We start from the raw sequence: 16813 nt of genomic DNA, 5'->3' as shown, positions 1-16813 counted from the left end.
TCATGTCCACGCCCGCGGTCCAGTTCCCGCCCGAACCCATCCCGATCGACCGACCTCGGGCCAAGGTCCTGATCGTCGACGACGATGAGCGCAACGCCTTCGCCGCCACCCAGGCGCTGGAGTCCCTCGGACAAGAACTGGTCACCGCTCGCTCCGGTCCCGAGGCGCTGCGCAAGCTGCTGACCGACGACTTCGCGGTCATCCTGCTGGACCTGCACATGCCCGGCATGGACGGCTACGAGACCGCCGCCCTAATCCGCGAGCGCCGCCGGACACGCGACGTGCCGATCGTCTTCCTGACGGCGGTGTTCCGCGACGAGGGTCATATCTTCAAGGCCTATTCGGCCGGCGCCGTCGACGTGGTGTTCAAGCCGGTCGATCCATTCATCCTGCGCTCCAAGGTCCAGGTGCTGGTCGACCTGCACCTCAAGCGCGTCGAGCTGGCCCAGGAACTGGAGAATCGCCAGCGCCTGATGGAGGAGAACGCCCGCGTCCACGCCGAGAAGCTGGAGGCTGAGCGCTCGCTGCAGGTCAGCCTGCGCCGCCAGCAGGCGATCCAGCGCGCCTTGCCGATCGTCTTCTACTCCCGCCAGGCCGACCCGCCCTACGCCGCCCTGTCGGTCAGCGACAGCATCAAGGGCCTGACCGGGTTTGACGCCGAGGACCTCACGGGCAATCCGAACTTCGGCTACGGGCGCGTCCATCCTGACGATCAACCCATCGTCCAGCGCGCCCAGGAAGAGGCCCGCCGCAGCGGCGGGTATAGCTGCGAGTATCGCTGGCTGTGCGCCGACGGGACCTACAAGTCCCTGATCGACCAGGGCATCCTGGCCGAGGATCAGGACACCGGAGAAGCCGTCGTCTTCGGCACCCTGCTCGACAACACCGAACGGCGAACCCTCGAGGAAGCCCTGGGTCACGCCCGCAAGATGGAGGCCGTCGGCCAGTTGACCGGCGGCGTCGCCCACGACTTCAACAACCTGCTGACCGTGATCCTGGGCAATATCGACATGGTCCAGCGGCGCGCCGGCGAGGACTTCGCTTACGCCCGGCAAGTCGCCGCCGTACGCCAGGCGACCGAGCGCGGCGCGGCCCTCACCCGCCAGCTCCTCGCGTTCTCGCGCCGTCAGCGCCTCGATCCGGCGGCGGTCGATCTCAACGAGCTGGTTCAGGAGTTCCTGCCGCTGCTCAAGCAAGCCGTCGGAGAGGCCGTATCGGTCCAGTTCCAGCCGGCGATGTCGCCGGCCTTCGTGCACGTCGACCCGGCGCAGATGGAAAGCGCCCTGCTGAACCTGGCGGTCAATGCGCGCGACGCCATGGACGGGGCCGGCGGCCTGACGATCACCGTCCGGACGGGTGCGGGGTCGGGAAATGGCCTGATCGTCCGAGACACCGGTCCGGGCATGGCCCCCGAGGTCGCCTCGCGGATCTTCGAGCCCTTCTTCACCACCAAGGACGTCGGCAAGGGCTCGGGTCTCGGCCTGTCGCAGGTCTATGGCTTCGTGAGCCAGTCCGGCGGCCAGGTGACGGTGAACACCGCTCCAGGCGAAGGCGCCGCCTTCGAGATTTCCCTGCCCATGATCGGCGCGCCGACGACGCCGACACGCGCCCCGACGACACGCTCGGAAGACGCCACGGGCTCGGAGCGCATCCTGGTGGTCGAGGACGATCCGTCCCTGTTGGCCCTGGCGGTCGATACGCTGGAATCGCTGGGCTACAACGTCACGACCGCTCGCAACGCCGCCAGCGCCCTACGCCGTCTCAAGGGATCCCAGAGTTTCGAGCTTCTGTTCTCGGACGTGGTCATGCCCGGCGGCGTCAGCGGCCTGGATCTGGCCCGCCGCGCGCGAAGCCGCAATCCGGACCTCAAGGTCCTGCTGACCTCCGGCTTCATCGGCGCCGAAGCGATCGATTGGGCCGACGAGTACCCCATGATCGACAAGCCCTATGACCCTCCGTCCCTGGCGGCGAAGGTGCGGTCGGTTCTGGATACGGAGGTCAGCGCCGTCAGCTGAGGCCCGCGAGGCTCCGGGTCAGGTCGGCCGACGACATCGGCTTGGCCAGCCGGAACCCCTGCCCCGCCCACAGCGGGCTGAAGTCGCCGCGCCCGGCCGCCTCCGCCGCCTTCCGCAGCGGCGCGATGGCAGCGCCGGCGGCCGGGAATGGCGGCGCGACATCCGACAACGGCCCGACCTCGGCGATTAGCCGGTTGACGATCCCGCGCGCCGGACGGCCCGTGAAGAGATTGGTGATAGCCGTCGCCTCGTCGGCCGAGACCAGGGCTTCTCGATAGACGTCCGAGATCGCCGCTTCCGGCGTCAGCAGATAGGCGGTGCCGACCTGAACCGCCTCGGCGCCCAGGGCGAAGGCGGCCTCGACGCCACGACGGTCGGCGACGCCGCCGGCGGCGATCACGGGGACCGAGATCGCGTCGACGATCCGAGGAACCAGCGAGAAGGTCCCGACCTGGGTGCTCATGTCGTGCGTAAGGAAGTTGCCTCGGTGACCGCCGGCCTCGACGCCCATGGCGATCACGGCGTCGACGCCTCGCGCCTCCAGCCACGCCGCCTCGGCTGCGGTCGTCGCCGAGGACAGCACCTTCGCGCCCGTGCGCTTCACCCGCTCCACGAGGTCGGGCGCCGGCAGGCCGAAGTGGAAGCTGACGATCTCGGGGCGATAGTCCTCGACCACCCGCGCCAGGGCGTCGTTGAACGGCGCACGGCCGGCCGCGGGGATCGGCTGATCGGGATCGAGACCGAGCTCGAGGTAGTAGCCCCGCAACCGCGCCCGCCAGGCGGCCTGCGCGACCTCGTCCTCGGGCGGGTTCTCGTGGCTGAAGAAGTTCAGGTTGATCGGCTTGCTCGTGCCGGCGCGGACCGTGTCCAGCGCGGTGCGCAGCTGTTCCTCGGAATAGAGCGCGCTGGGCAGCGAGCCCAGGCCGCCGGCGTTGGCGACAGCGATCACCATCTCCGGCGAGGTCGAGCCCGCCATGGGGGCCTGGATAATCGGAAGCTCGACGCCCAGCAGGTCGAGCAGTCGGTTGCGGGACGTCATGACGTGTCTCCCTACTTCGCGAACCGGCGGCCGCCGAACGTGTCGACGACCTCCGAGACGATCACAGTTCGCCGGCGGCGACGCGCCTGCGGTACTCGGGCACGGGCATGCCGCCCCAGCCCCAGTTCTCCAGCTCCACCTCCTGGATGACCACGAAGGTAGAGTCGAGCGGCTTGCCCAGTACGTCGAGCAACAGCTGGCTGACCCCGGCGATCAGCCTGGCCTTCTCTTCGGCCGTGACGGCGCTACGGCCCGGAGCCGAACCTTCGCGCGTGACCTGGATGTTGACCATCGGCATAGCGGTTCTCCTCTCGGTTAGTGGCCGGCGCTCTGGCCGCCGTCGACATGCAGGATCTCGCCGGTCACGAAGCCCGCGCCTTCCAGGTAGAGCACGGCGTCAACGACATCGCGGATCTCGCCCAGACGGCCCACCGGGTGCAGGCCGGCCAGGAAGGCGTGGGTTTCCGGAGCGTGCATCGGCGTCTTGATCACCCCGGGCGAGACGGCATTGACCCGCACGCCCTTGTTGGCGAACTCGATCGCCAGAGCCTTGGTGGCCGAGTTGATACCGCCCTTGGTCAGGCTGGCCAGGGCCGACGGGACATCGGCCAGGGCGTGGTCGGTCAGGGTCGTGGTGATACTGACGATGTGGCCCGAGCCCTGCTTCAGCATCTCGGCGGCCGCGCGTTGGGTAATGTGGAAGAAGCCGGCCAAGTTGGTCGAGACCTTAGTCGCGAAGTCCTCGGCGCTGTAGGCCGTGAACGGGCTGGCGATGAAGATCCCGGCGTTGTTGACCAGGGTGTCGACGCGGCCGAACCGGGCCAGGGCCTCGGCGACAACGCGCTCAGCGGTGGCTGGATCGCCGATGTCGCCGGCAACGGCCAGGATGTCGGGATCGGAGCCCTGCTTGATCGACCGCGACGTCGCCACCACGCGGTAGTTACGGTCGCGGTAGGCCTTCACCAGTTCGGCGCCGATGCCTTGCGACGCGCCGGTGACGATGGCGACCTTTCGTTCGTTGCTCATGACTTGCCTCATTAACGTTTCCAGTCGCGAGGAGCGCGGCCGGAGGTCCCTCAGGACCGTTGAACGTCAATGTCGGCTCTTGCGCTGTTCAGCTGAATATTCGTCAGAAGGCAGTCACTCTTCCGCTGATCGGCGGAATGGGTTCAGGGGTGAGGTCAGCGCCTCGGCGTCGGACGACAGCCGTGCAAACACCGCCCGTAGCCGGGGCGCTGCGAAGTCTAGGAAGGCGCGGACCTTCGGGGTCGAGGTCCGACCGGCGGGCGTGATCAGGTGCACCGGCAACGGCGGCGGCTCGGCGTCGCGCAGCAGCACGCGCAGCGAGCCGTCCATCACCCGCTCGGCCACGTGATAGGTGTAGAGCCGCGTCACCCCTCGCCCATCGACGGCGGACGCCAGGGCCGCGCGGACGCTGTTGACCACCAATCGCGGCTTGAAGTGCACCGACCTCGCCACGGCCCCGCCCGGCGCGGGCGGAAAGACCCAGGTGTCGTGACCGAAGTGGGTGGTGGTGACGATCTGGTGCTTGGCCAGGTCGGCCGGCTCTTCGATACGCGGGTGCTGGTCCAGGTAGCGCGGCGAGGCCACCACCACGCGCCGGACATCGCCGCCGACCCGTACGGCGACCATTGACGAGTCCGGCAACTGCCCGACCCGCAGGGCGACGTCGATGCCCTCGTCGACGAGGTTGGTGTGCCGGTCCAGCAGCAGCAGGTTCACCGTCACCGCCGGATAGGCTTCCAGGAAGGCGTCGATGATCGGGTGCAGCACCTCCTCGCCGCTGATCGGCGGCGCCGTGATCGTCAGCGTTCCGCGCGGGGCCGAGCGCTCGCCCAGCACCACGAGGTCGGCCTCCTCCAGATCGACCAGGATGCGGCGGCAGGCGGCGGCGTATCGTTCACCCGCCTCGCTCAGCCGGATGGAGCGCGTGGTCCGGTGCAACAGCTCCGCGCCCACGTGTCCTTCGAGGAAAGCGATGGCCCGGCTGACAGCGGCGGGCGAGCGTCTCAGCTTCCGCCCTGCCCCGGCCAGGCTTCCCTCGTCCAGCGCGGTGACGAACACGCGCATCGCCTCGATCCGGTCCATTCGTTCGCTCCGCGCAAGGATTGCAGCCTGAGAGCCAACATATGGCCGCCGCTAGGAACAATCCAAGCCAGGCGTCAGCGCGGCGTGCGTTCGCTCTTGGGGATATGCCGGCGCACCACTGCCAGGCCCAGGAAGCTGCCCAGCATCGCCACCACCAGCATCTGGTAGTAGGCCGCCGGACCCATGCTCAGCACCGCCGCCCCGACGAAGGACGACAGGATCGCGCCCAGGCGCCCGACGCCGAGGGCCGCGCCCGAGCCGGTGGTGCGGACATTGGTCAGATAGACGTGAGCCGCCAGGGCATACATCGTCGTCTGGACGGCGTTGACGAAGAAGCCGTGCGCGGTGAGCAGGCTGACCAGCTCCAGGTGCGGGCCGGCGACCGTGATCGGCGTGAAGATCAAGGCCACAGCCGTTACCGCGCCGCCCAGGGCGAGCGGCAGCATGGCCTTGCGTGAGCCGTAGACGCTGATCAGGGCCGCGCCCGACAGCGCGCCGATCACGCCCCCGAAATTGTAGGCGGTCAGGCCGGTGCTGGCGACGGAGAGGCTCAAGCCCTGCCCAGACAGCATGGTCGGGATCCAGCTGAACACCGTGTAGACGGCCATCTGGGTGAAGAAGAACGCCACCCACAACGCGATGGTGTCGCGGCGATAGAAGCCGTTGAACAGGGTGGCGACGCCGCCCTTGCCCTCTTCGGCCTTCTGCTCGGCCAGGTCGACGAAGCGGGCGTCGGCCGGGGTCGGGTGGCCGCAGCGGCCCAGGAGCTTGGCCAACTCGCCCGCGCGCTTGGCGTGACGGGCCAGGAAGCGCGGCGACTCCGGCAGCAGGAACAGCAGCACGGCCAGCAGCACCAGCGGCGCGATGCCGCCGACGATGAACAGTGATCGCCAGCCCAGGGTCGGCAGCAGCTTAGCCGCCAGCAGGCCGCCGAAAATGCCGCCCAGCGGGACGCAGACGATAGTCGAGGTGACGGCGACCGCTCGATTGCGGGCCGGGGTGAACTCAGCGGTCATGGCCGCGGCGTTGGGCAGAGCCCCACCGACGCCGAAGCCGGCCAGGAAACGCAAACCCGCCAGCAGGGTCAGGTCATGGGCGAAGGCGATGCCCAGCGTGGCCAGGGCGAACAGCAGCACGCTGGCCAGCAGGGTCGGCCGTCGGCCAATCCGGTCGCCGATCACCCCTGCGAACGCCGTGCCCAGGCCCATGCCGACCAGGCCGCAGGCGACGATCGGCGTGAAGTCGCCGCGCGTGACGCCCCACTCCTTGATGATGGCGGGGATGGCGAAGCCCAGGACCTGGTTGTCGAAACCGTCCAGCACGATGGTCGAGGCCACCAGGCCCATGACCACCTTCTGATAGGTCGACCAGCGGCCGCCGTCGATGACGGCGCCGACATCGACGACCTCGGATTTCGCCGCTTCACTCATCACTGCCTCCCCGAGGCTCCGATCGGTTGTCCGCTCTGGACATCCCGTCAGATTCCCCCGCTATCTCTTGCGCCCACCATGAGCGGGGTTCGAGGCGGTTTCAAGAATTAGTTTGTCACAATACTATTTTTGAAATTCAACCTCCGCCCAACCCACACGGCGCCCATTCCCAATTTTCGCGACCACCTGACCTCCACGGCGCTCCATGCGCGGTCGCGTGATGCCTTGCCCCAAAGACAATATAGTTTTATATCAAACCTTGTGGCGCGACATCCTATCCCGGGGCGTCACCCTCCCGACCTTGCCGCGTTCCCCGCTTCGGGCGAACGCGGCCTTTCGGCCCATCTCCCATCCCAAGAAAAAGCGCCCCGCGATCGCTCGCGAGGCGCTTTCCACATCGGTAGGCCGGCGCTCGAGGCGCCGGCCGCCCTTCCCTATTCCGGCGCGAAGGCCAGGATGACGTTACCCGGATAGCCGTTCTGCATGCCGATATAGCCCGAAGCCACATAGACCATGCCGCCGGCCACCGTCGGACCCGCCGAACCCAGCGAGCCGCCCTTGGCCTGAACGCCGTTGATCGTCGTGAAGTCCTTCCGCGTGGCGTAGGACCAGACGACCTTGCCCTTAGCGTCGACCGCCCGCAGCACGCCGTCCCAGCCACCGGTGAACACCAGGCCCGGAATGGCGCTGGCCGGACCGATCTGGCCGCGCGGATCGGTCTTCAGCGAGGCGAGCCAGGCGCGCTTGCCCGTGGCGATGTCGAGGGCGGTCAGGCCGCCGCCGTCCTGCTGCATCGGATAGTAGACGCGCTGACCGTCAGCGGCGCCGCCGAAGATCACCAGGCCATCGGCCGTCGGTGCTGTCTTTTCCCAGAGCTGGGTGCGCCAGACGAGCTTGCCCTGCTGGTCCGGATCGAGCGCGATGGCGATACCCGCCTTGCCCGCCGCCAGCAGGATGTCACGCCCGCCCGGCAGGGTCTGCAGGATCACCGACGAGCCGCCGAAATCCCAGTCCGGACCCAGCTTCTCGGGGCAGTTGCCGCCCGGCTTGTTGGTGTCCTCGCAGCCCAGCATGAAGGCGTCGCCCTTGATCTCCTGGTGGTGCCACAGGAGCTTGCCGTCGGTCAGACGGAACGCGAGAATCGAGTCCGAGGTGTCCGCCGCGACCGGGCCGAAGCTGTTGCCGGTGCCGACATAGAGCACGCCGCGCTTGGGATCGATGGTCGGGGTGTTCCAGATGCTGGCGCCCGACGGACCCCACAGCTGCTTGCCGGCCGGGTTCTTGCCCAGCTTCTTCAGCGGCTCGGGAATGCTCTCGGCCTTCCAGGCGACCTTGCCGGTGTTGGCGTCGACCGCGACGATGGCGCCGCGCGACTTGCAGCACTCATATTGCGGGTTCGAGCCGGCGACCGTCTCCGAGCCCGTCAGCGGCACGTAGAGGCGGCCGTTGTAGTAGGCGGCCGTGTTGCTGACATTGGCCGGACCGGGCAGTTCGGTCTTCCACAGCTGCTGGCCGGTCTGGGCGTCGACGGCGTAGGACGTGCCGCGGCTGGTGGTGAAGAACACCGCGTACCTGCTGGCGCCGTGACCGCTGATCGGCGCGACGATGGGCGCGAAGCGGCCCGGGGCGTCGGCGAAGAACGACCAGTAGGCGCAGCCGGTCTTGGCGTCGATCGAGTAGACGGCGGTGTTGTCGCTGCCGACGAACAGACGGCCGCCGGCCACGGTGGGTTGCGAGATGCTGGAGCCGCCGCCGGGCAGGCCGAAGGCCCACTTCAGTTTCAGCTTCTGCGCCTTGCCAGCGTCAAGGCTGGCATTGGCGGCGGTCTGGAAGCGGGCGTTGTTGGTCCCCGCGCCCCAGCCGTTCCAACTGGCCTGGGTGATGTCGCCCAGCGCCGGATTGGTCGCGCACTTATTCGCCATCTTGGCGACCGAAGCGCCTTCGACGTCGATGATCTTGCGGCCGGCCAGGAACTCGGCGACCGACTTCTTCTGGGCGTCGGAGAGGCCCGAAGCCTGACTCTGCATCTTGCCGCTGGTCATGGCCTGCAGGATCGACTCCGGCGGCATGGCGCCCAGCGAGGCGAGATTAGGCACGGCGCGCGAGCCCATCTTCATGCCTTCCTTGGTGTGGCAGCTCGCGCAGGTCTGCTGGAACTCCATCATGCCGGGCGGCGGGCCGAACTTCGGACGGCCGCCGCTGAGGCGGGCCTGCTGCTCGGTCGGCGCGCCGGCGGCCGGATCGGCGCCGGATTGCGCGGCCGTGTCGCCCGGCTTGCAGGCGGCCAGGCTCAGCGCCGCGGCCCCGCCCAGCAGGGCCAGGGCGACACCGCGCCAGTGTGATGGTGACCTCATGGTCTTCCCTCCCGAAGAAATGGGTGTGTCGGAACGGGGCTTACGCATCGAGGCGCACGCCCTTGGTGTCCTTGAGAAACACAAGTCCGACCACGGCCGTGAAGGCGGCGATGCCCACGGGGTACCAGAGGCCGGAATAGATGTTGCCGGTCGTCGCGACGATGGCGAAGGCGGTCGTGGGCAGGAAGCCGCCCAGCCAGCCATTGCCCAGGTGATAGGGCAGCGACATCGAGGTGTAGCGGATCCGCGTCGGGAACAGCTCGACCAGGAAGGCCGCGATCGGGCCGTAGACCATCGCCACATAGACGACCAGCAGCGCCAGGATGCCAACGATCAGCGGGCGGTTCATCGCCGCCGGATCGGCCTTGGCCGGATAGCCGACGTCGGTGAGCGCTTCACCCAGATCCGCCTCCCAGGCCTTCTTGGCCTTGGCGAACCCGGCGGGCGCCATGGCCTCACCCCGGAAGCTGTCGAGAGTCTGGCCGCCGATGCGGACGCTGGCGATCGTTCCCGCCGGCGCGGCCTCGTTCTCGTAGGGCGTACCGGTCCGGGCCAGATAGGCCTTGGCTAGGTCGCACGAGCGGTCAAAGACCGTCTTGCCGACCGGGTCGAACTGGAACGAGCAGTCCTTGGGGTCGGCGACCACGACGACGGGCGCTGAAGACTGCGCTCGCGACAGGGCCGGATTGGCCGCGTCACCCAGGGCGTGGAACAGCGGAAAATAGGTCAGGGCCGCGATGATGCAGCCGGCCATGATGATCGGCTTACGGCCGATCTTGTCCGACAGCCAACCGAAGAACACGAAGGCCGGGGTAGCGATCAGCAGGGCGATGGCCGTCAGGGTGTTCGCCACCGCGCCGTCGACCTTGAGCATCTTCTCCAGGAAGAACAGCGCGTAGAACTGGCCAGTGTACCAGACCACCGCCTGGCCGGCGGTCAGGCCCAGTAGCGCCAGGATGACGATCTTCAGATTGGCCCAGTTGGCGAAGCTGTCGGCCAGCGGCTTCTTCGAGCCCGCGCCCTCGGCCTGCATCTTCTGGAAGGTCGGGCTCTCGTTCAGCTTCAGGCGGATCCACAGCGAGACCAGCAGCAACAGCATCGAGACCAGGAACGGGATGCGCCAGCCCCAGGCCTGGAAGGTCTCTTCGCCCAGCGCCGTGCGCGCGCCCAGGATGACGATCAGGCTGAAGAACAGGCCCGCCGTCGCCGTGGTCTGGATCCAGCTGGTGTAGAAGCCGCGACGGTGGTCAGGCGCGTGCTCGGCCACATAGGTCGCCGCCCCGCCGTACTCGCCGCCCAGGGCCAGGCCCTGGACGAGGCGCAGGCCCACCAGGATCAGCGGCGCGGCGACGCCGATAGTCTTGAAGCTGGGCAGCAGGCCGACCGCGAAGGTCGACAGGCCCATCAGCAGCATGGTGATCAGGAAGGTGTTCTTGCGCCCCCACAGATCACCCAGCCGCCCGAACACCAGCGCTCCGAACGGCCGCACCGCGAACCCGGCCGCGAAGGCCAAGAGCGCCAGGATGTAGCCGGTCGTCTCGTTGACGCCCGAGAAGAACTGCTTGGTGATCACCGAGGCCAGGGCCCCGTAGAGGTAGAAGTCGTACCACTCGAAGATGGTGCCTACCGACGAGGCGCCGACGACCAGGGCGTCGTTCTGTTTGCTCTTGGCTTCAGCCATGTCCCCGCCCCCGCCTAGCGCTTGGCCGGGAAGTCGACGAGGTCGGAAACCTCGTGCAACTGACCGTTCTTCATGACCTTGCGGACGTTGCGGGCGTTGCGGACATCGGTCAGCGGATCGCCTTCCACGAAGACCAGATCCGCCAGCTTGCCGACCTCGACCGTGCCCAGGTCCTTGGCGACGCCCAGCAGTTCGGCCGGGACCGAGGTGGCGGTCTTGATGGCTTCCAGCGGGGTCAGCCCCGCCTTGGCCGCCTGCTCGATCTCGTTGTGGGTGTTGACCCCGATGGGCGTGAACGGCGAGTCCGTGCCAGCCACGATCTTCACGCCGGCCTTGTGCAGCTTGAGGATCGAAGTGCGGATGTTGGCGATGGCGATCGGGTCGGCAAAGCTCATGCTCGGCCCCGAACGCACCCAGACCGGCTGCAACGCCCAGCGCGGATCGGTGGCCGTCACCGCCTTGTCGGCGATCAGTTCGTCATAGGGCGTGAACAACGAGGTCGTCGGCGTGATGGTCATGCCCGACTTGGCCAGCACCTGGGCGACGTCGTCATAGGTGAAGTTCAGCTGGGTCGCCTTGGCGCCGTTGCCACGCGCCGCGCCGTTGCCGTCCAGGTGTTCGACGCTGTCGCTGCCATAGGTCGAGGCCGGATAGATCTCGTGCGAGGACACCGACATGCCGCGCTTGTGGGCGGCCTGCGTGATGTAGCGGCGCATCGGCTCGCTGGTGTGCACATAGGTCTTGATCATGTCGTAGCCGAGGGCGTCGGCCTGGGCGACTTGGCGGTCGGCCTCGGCGGTCGTGGCGACCGTCGTGCCCATCTCCCAGACCGTGCGCTTGCCGTCGATCAGGTAGCCGGTGACGAACATGCGCGGACCGGGACGCTGGCCGGCGTCGATGGCCTCGCGCTCCTCCAGGATGTCGCCGGGCACGTTGCCGGGGCTGCGCACCGTGGTGACGCCCCAGGCCAGCAGTAGGCGGCCGAAGCTGGCGCCGTACTCCTTGATCAGGTGCTCGTGCATGTCCATCAGGCCGGGCATGACGGTCAGGCTCGAGGCGTCGATCGCCTGCCCCACAGGCTTTGCCGAGCCATGCGGGCGGATCGCCACGATGCGGTTGCCCTCGACCACGATGTCTTGGTCGATCAGGGGCTTGTCGCTGGTTCCTGTGACGACCTTGCCGGCGTGGATGGTGACAGTTCCGGTCGGCTTGGCCTGGGCCCAGGTCAGGTCGAACGGCACGGCGGTCGCCTTGCCAGTGACGGCGTCATACAGCTTCATCCGGCCGCCGGCCTGACCCAGCAGGGTCTTGGAATCGGCGGTCCAGCTCAGCGCATTGACGATGTCGTCGGCGATCTTTCGCGGCGCGCCGGCGCCTTTCTCGGACAGCGGCGCTACCCACAGGGCGCTGTCCATCTGGAAGGCGATGGCCTTGCCGTCCGGCGACAGGGCCGGGCCATCACCCGAGCGGTTGCCGATCGAGCGGCCGGCCACGACGGTGATGTCGTGCGGCGCCGAGCCGTCCAGCGGCGCGACGCGGACCTGGTTCTCACCGCCGACATAGTAGGACTGGGTCGCCGAGGCGTTGACCAGGCGCGAGACCAGCACCGCCTTGCTGTCGGCGGTGAACTCAGGATAGCCGGGGCTGGTCTCGGCGCTCTCCAGCGGCTTGCTCTTGCCCGAGGCCAGGTCCAGCACCTTCACCGCCTCGGCATAGGCGCCCGAGGCGTCGACATAGACGATGGACTTGCCGTCGCGCGACCAGGACGGCCGCATCTCGGCGCCCGGCGCGTCGGTGACCCGCTTGTCCTGGCCCGAGGCCAGGTCGCGAACCCACAGGTCCAGCGTCCCGGCGCGGTCGTTGGCGTAGACGATCGACTTGCCGTCCGGCGACCACGCCGGATCGACGGTCACCGAGGTCCCGCCGCTGGTCAGCTTCTGCGCCTTGCCGCCGATCGGCATGACCCACAACTCGCCCAGGGCGGTGAAGGCGATGGACTTGCCGTCGGGCGAGATCACCGCCCGCTGCACGCCCTTCACCGGACGCGGCGCGGTCGAATTGAAGTCGTAGGCCTTCCTGGCATAGGCGGGCTTGCGGACATGCAAGGTCGCCGAGAACTCGACAGTCGAGACCGCCCCCGTCGCCAGGTCGCGCTTCTTGATCTTGCCGTCGGCCGAATAGAGGAAGGCGGTGTCGCTGAGCCACTGGACGCGGAACGGCTGGACGTCCTCGCTGTCGGTCAGGACCTTGTCGTTGAGCATCAGCCGCGACTTGCCGCCGGCGATCACCACCCAGGCGACGTCCTTGCCGTTCGGGCTGATCGACGGCGTGCCCAGTGGCACGTTCATGCCGAAGCTGAACACCTGAGCCGCGCCCGCCTGGCGCTCATGGCCTTGCGCATCGACGACATAGACGCCCGTGCCGCCGCGACGATCCGAGACGTAAGCGATCTGCCGGCCGTCCGCCGAATAGCTGGCGCGCGAGTTGCCGCCTTCGGCGGTCGTGCGACGGGTCAGGCTCCCGGTCTTGAGGTCCTTCTCCCAGATGTCGAACTTGCCGCTGCGCTCGGAGGTGAAGGCGATGCGGTCGCCGGTCGGCGCCCAGCTGGGCTCGCGACCTTCGAAGTCGTCGGTGGTCAGGGGCCGCGGGTTCGTCCCGTCAGCATTGATCGTCCAGACGCGGAACAGGCCGTCATAGTTGGACTGGAAGGCGATGCGCTTGCCGTCGGGCGACCACGTGGGCTGGCGGGCGTCGTACAGCGGGTCGCTAATCGCCTTGGCCGCGCCGCCGGTCGCCGGCATCACGAACAGCGTGCCCTGCAGGTCGAAGACGATGGTCTTCTTGTCCGGCGACAGGGCGAAGGCCAGCGAAGTGCCCTCGCTGACGGTCACCGGGATTGAGGCCGGCGTGGCGGCCTTGGTCGCGGCGTGGGCGACCGGCGCCAGGGCGAGGCCCGCCGCGGCGGCCAGCAACGCCAGGCGGCGGCGGGATGTTTGGGACGCTTGGATCACTGGAATACCCCCGATGTGGCGTTACTGGGCCGGCTTGCCGGCGAACGGCGCGGTCAGCTCGTCGATGGTGAAAAGGCGGCCGTTCTTCATGACCATCCGCACGCGGGCGAAATCGCGGATGTCCTTCGACGGATCGCCGTCGACAAACACGAGGTCCGCCAGCATGCCGGTCTCGACCGTGCCGAGGTCCTTGTCGACACCCTGAGCCTTGGCCGGGATAGTGGTGGCGATGCGCAGGGTCTCGAACGGCGTCATGCCGTGCTTGGCCATCGAACGCATGTTCAGCAAGTGACTGATCGCATAGCTGTCCAGCGGCGCGTCCGTGCCGATCATCACCGAGGCCCCGCCGCGCAACAGCCTGGTCATGGTCTGGACGGATGACTTCGACCACGCGTCGTTGGGCGGCAGGAACCCGCATGGTCCCTTGCCCTGGGCGCAGAGGCGCTTGGCCTTGATGTCGGCCAGCTCCCACGGCGGATAGAGGGCCGCCAGGCGCTTGTCGTCGGCCAGCTCCGGCTCGTCGGCGAGGCCGGCGGCGGACGAGAAGTTGGTCGTGGTGATCTGGAAATGGGTCTTGGTCAGGCTCTCGTAGACGTCCTGATAGAGTCCCCCGCGCGAGGAGATCTCGGAGAAGCCCCAGCGGGTCGGCCCGCCCAGGTGCTCCTCGCCGTCGATCCCGTGCGCCACGCCGGGATAGAGGTAGTGCGAGGTGACCGAAATGCCCATGTCGGCATGGGCGTGGTCGATCACCTTGGCCTGGCGGTCGAACGGGAAGCGGACATAGGTCTTGATGACGTCGAAGCCGAGATCGCGAGCGCGGCTGAGGTCCAGGTCCAGCGCCTTGTCGCTGTCGACCGGTCGGGCGAACTCCCACTCGACGCGGGAGCCCTCGAACATCTCGCCGCTCATGAAGTAGCGCGGGCCGACGCGGGCGCCGCTCGCCAGCGCCTCCTTGTCCTCCAGCGCGCGATAGACCTGGTCGCCGGTCGAACGGGTCGAGGTCACGCCATAGGCCAGCCACGCCCTGCCCTGCCGGTCGCCCAGGAATTTGGAGCGCAGCTGCTGGTGGTTGTGCATGTCGAACAGGCCGGGCGTCACCGTCAGCCCCCTGGCGTCGATGATCTTGGCCTTCTGGTCCGCGAAGGCGCCGCGCTTGCCGACGCCCCGGATGCGGTTGTCGACGACCAGGATGTCGACGCCCTCGCTCGCCTGTTCATGGACGCCGTCCCACAGACGGCCGGCCTGGATCACCAGGCGCTGGGCGGGCTTTTCGGTCGTCCAGGTCAGACCCGTGGCGACATCGATCGGCTTGGCCGCCCCGGCCTTCAGCAGACGCAGTTGGCCGTTGTGCAGATAGAGGATGTCGCCCTTGTCCGAGATCGAGCCGGCGTCGCTGGCCTCGGTCGTCAACTGGCGCGCGGCGCCCGTCGGCTTGCCGGCGGCATCGACCGGCTGCAGCCACAAGGTCGAGGCCATGCTGTAGAGGATCTGCTTGCCGTCCGCCGTCCACAGCGGGCCATCGTCGCCGCGCACCGCGATCGAGCGGCCGGGCGCTGGCTCGTGCACGGTCTTGGCGCCGGTCGCGACGTCGAAGGCGAAGATGCGGTTCTTGGCGTTGTCGAGACCCGCGACCAGGATCGTCTTGCCGTCCGGCGACCATGAGGCGCGGCTGGGGGCGTTCAGCTTCTTGGCCAGGTTCCGCACCTTGCCCGTCGCCAGCTCGACGATGTTGAGGTCGCCGCCCTCGGTCTGGAAGACCAGCGAACCACCGTCCGGCGACCAGCCCGGTGCGACCTCGGCGCCGTCGCTAGTCGTCACCCGTGTCTCGGCGCCCGCGGCGACGTCGCGGACATAGAGGTCCTGCGTCCCGGCGCGGTCGGAGGCATAGGCGATGCGCTTGCCGTCCGACGACCAGGCCGGATCGATCTCATAGTAGTTGTCGCTCGTCAGGCGCCTGGCCTTGCCGCCGATGTCCAGCAGCCACAGGTCGTTCAGCGCCTTGAAGACCGCCTGCTTGCCATTGGGCGAAAGGCGCGGACCAACGACGCCCTTGGCGGCGTGCGGCGCGACGGTGTCGAAATCATAGACCTTGCGACGATAGACCGGCCGCTGGAGCTTCAAGGTCGCCTGGAACGGCGTCTCGACGGCCGCTCCATCCAGCTTCTGGCGCCAGATGCGGCCGTTGGCGGTGTAGAGCAGTTCGTCGGCGCTCAGCCACGTGGCCGGGAACGGGAAGACGTCGGCCTTGTCGCCCACCCGGCGCGGCTCGCCGCCCTTGGCGTCGATGACATGAAGGCCGCCGTCCTCCTGGAAGGCGATGGCCTGACTCGATGGGTCCCATGATGGACTGGACGGACCGCCGCCGCCCTTGCGTAGTACGCGCGTCTGGCCGATCTTCAGGTCCAGCACCTCCAGCGCACGGTTACGCACGAAGGCGATGCTGCCGCCATCCGGCGACCAGGCCGGATCGGTGATCCAGGCGGCGACGCCGAAGAAGCCGGCCAGGGCCGAGACGTCCGCGCCCGAGGTGGCGTCGGCGCCGAAGGTCAGTTGCTTGGTCGCGCCCGTGGCGACGTCCAGCGTCCAGAGGTCCTTGTTCCCCGCCCGGTCCGACACGAAGACGATCGACTTGCCGTCCGGCGACCAGCGCGGCTCCAGGTCGTCGAAGTCGCCCTTGGTCAGTTGCTTGCGACCCGTGCCGTCCGGCATGACGGTCCACAGGTGGAACATGCCGTCGACATAGGCCTGGACCACCAGCCGCTGGCCGTCCGGCGACCAGTCGGCGGTGACCGGTTCCCAGAGGTCGTCGGTGAGGCGCTTGGCTTCCCCGCCCTGCATCGGCAGCGCCCACAGCGCGCCTTGCAGGTTGATCAGCATGCGGTCGCGGCCCGGCGAGACGAAGGCGCCGAAGTTGGTGCCTTCGCGAGTCACGATATTGAGGACGCTGGAGCTTGCCCCGGCGAGCTTGGCGGGCGAGGGCTTCGGCGCTGCGGCGGTCGCGAGCGGAGCCAGGCACACGGAAGCGCCCAGCAGAGCGGCCACAGTCGTCGCAATACGCACCACGCTCACCTCCCCAGACAGCAGGCGGCGTTGATGCCGCGCCCCGACTCCGGTCGGTGTAAGCTGTCCCGCATTTTTGTATTATGTCCAACGATTATCGCCAGCGCAACTCCA

At 68.2% G+C, this 16813-nt stretch carries 10 protein-coding genes; 1 reads left to right on the top strand and 9 read right to left on the bottom strand.

All coding sequences use genetic code 11. The features are described 5' to 3' along the window. The first annotated feature begins 2 nt into the window (after positions 1 to 2). Entirely contained in the window at positions 3 to 2015 is a 2013-nt protein-coding gene (locus AC07NN_RS06265) for a response regulator (protein WP_494638604.1), read from the top strand. Here AC07NN_RS06265 and AC07NN_RS06260 read toward each other — a convergent pair. From AC07NN_RS06260 to AC07NN_RS06220, 9 genes are all read right to left on the bottom strand, one after another. Further along, entirely contained in the window at positions 2008 to 3054 is a 1047-nt protein-coding gene (locus tag AC07NN_RS06260) for an NAD(P)H-dependent flavin oxidoreductase (protein ID WP_494638602.1), read from the bottom strand. The two genes, AC07NN_RS06265 and AC07NN_RS06260, sit on opposite strands and share 8 nt — an antisense overlap. A gap of 61 nt (positions 3055 to 3115) precedes the next feature. Continuing rightward, positions 3116 to 3352 carry a tautomerase family protein gene (locus tag AC07NN_RS06255; RefSeq protein WP_494638600.1) on the bottom strand — a complete coding sequence of 79 codons (237 nt, stop codon included), beginning with the start codon at positions 3350 to 3352 and terminating at the stop codon, positions 3116 to 3118. Between the two features lie 17 nt (positions 3353 to 3369). After that, complete coding sequence (locus tag AC07NN_RS06250; protein WP_494638598.1) at positions 3370 to 4080, bottom strand: SDR family NAD(P)-dependent oxidoreductase; 711 nt, start codon at positions 4078 to 4080, stop codon at positions 3370 to 3372. A 114-nt stretch (positions 4081 to 4194) separates the two neighbouring features. Further along, entirely contained in the window at positions 4195 to 5163 is a 969-nt protein-coding gene (locus AC07NN_RS06245) for a LysR family transcriptional regulator (protein ID WP_494638596.1), read from the bottom strand. Between the two features lie 74 nt (positions 5164 to 5237). Further along, the gene (locus AC07NN_RS06240; RefSeq protein ID WP_494638595.1) at positions 5238 to 6593 is read right to left on the bottom strand and encodes an MFS transporter; all 1356 of its coding nucleotides are present in this window, start codon (positions 6591 to 6593) and stop codon (positions 5238 to 5240) included. 434 nt (positions 6594 to 7027) lie between these two features. Next, complete coding sequence (locus AC07NN_RS06235; RefSeq protein WP_494638593.1) at positions 7028 to 8947, bottom strand: outer membrane protein assembly factor BamB family protein; 1920 nt, start codon at positions 8945 to 8947, stop codon at positions 7028 to 7030. Positions 8948 to 8987: 40 nt separating this feature from the next. Continuing rightward, the gene (locus tag AC07NN_RS06230; protein WP_494638591.1) at positions 8988 to 10628 is read right to left on the bottom strand and encodes an MFS transporter; all 1641 of its coding nucleotides are present in this window, start codon (positions 10626 to 10628) and stop codon (positions 8988 to 8990) included. A 14-nt stretch (positions 10629 to 10642) separates the two neighbouring features. Next, on the bottom strand, positions 10643 to 13639 hold the full coding sequence (locus tag AC07NN_RS06225) for an amidohydrolase family protein (protein WP_494638589.1): 2997 nt from the start codon (positions 13637 to 13639) through the stop codon (positions 10643 to 10645). A 21-nt stretch (positions 13640 to 13660) separates the two neighbouring features. Continuing rightward, positions 13661 to 16699 (bottom strand): amidohydrolase family protein, encoded by a 3039-nt coding sequence (locus AC07NN_RS06220; RefSeq protein ID WP_494638587.1) that lies wholly within the window; start codon positions 16697 to 16699, stop codon positions 13661 to 13663. Positions 16700 to 16813: the final 114 nt, after the last annotated feature.

Source organism: Caulobacter sp. GW821-FHT09H08 (assembly GCF_059415885.1).
This window is presented reverse-complemented; position numbering and strand designations above follow the sequence as displayed.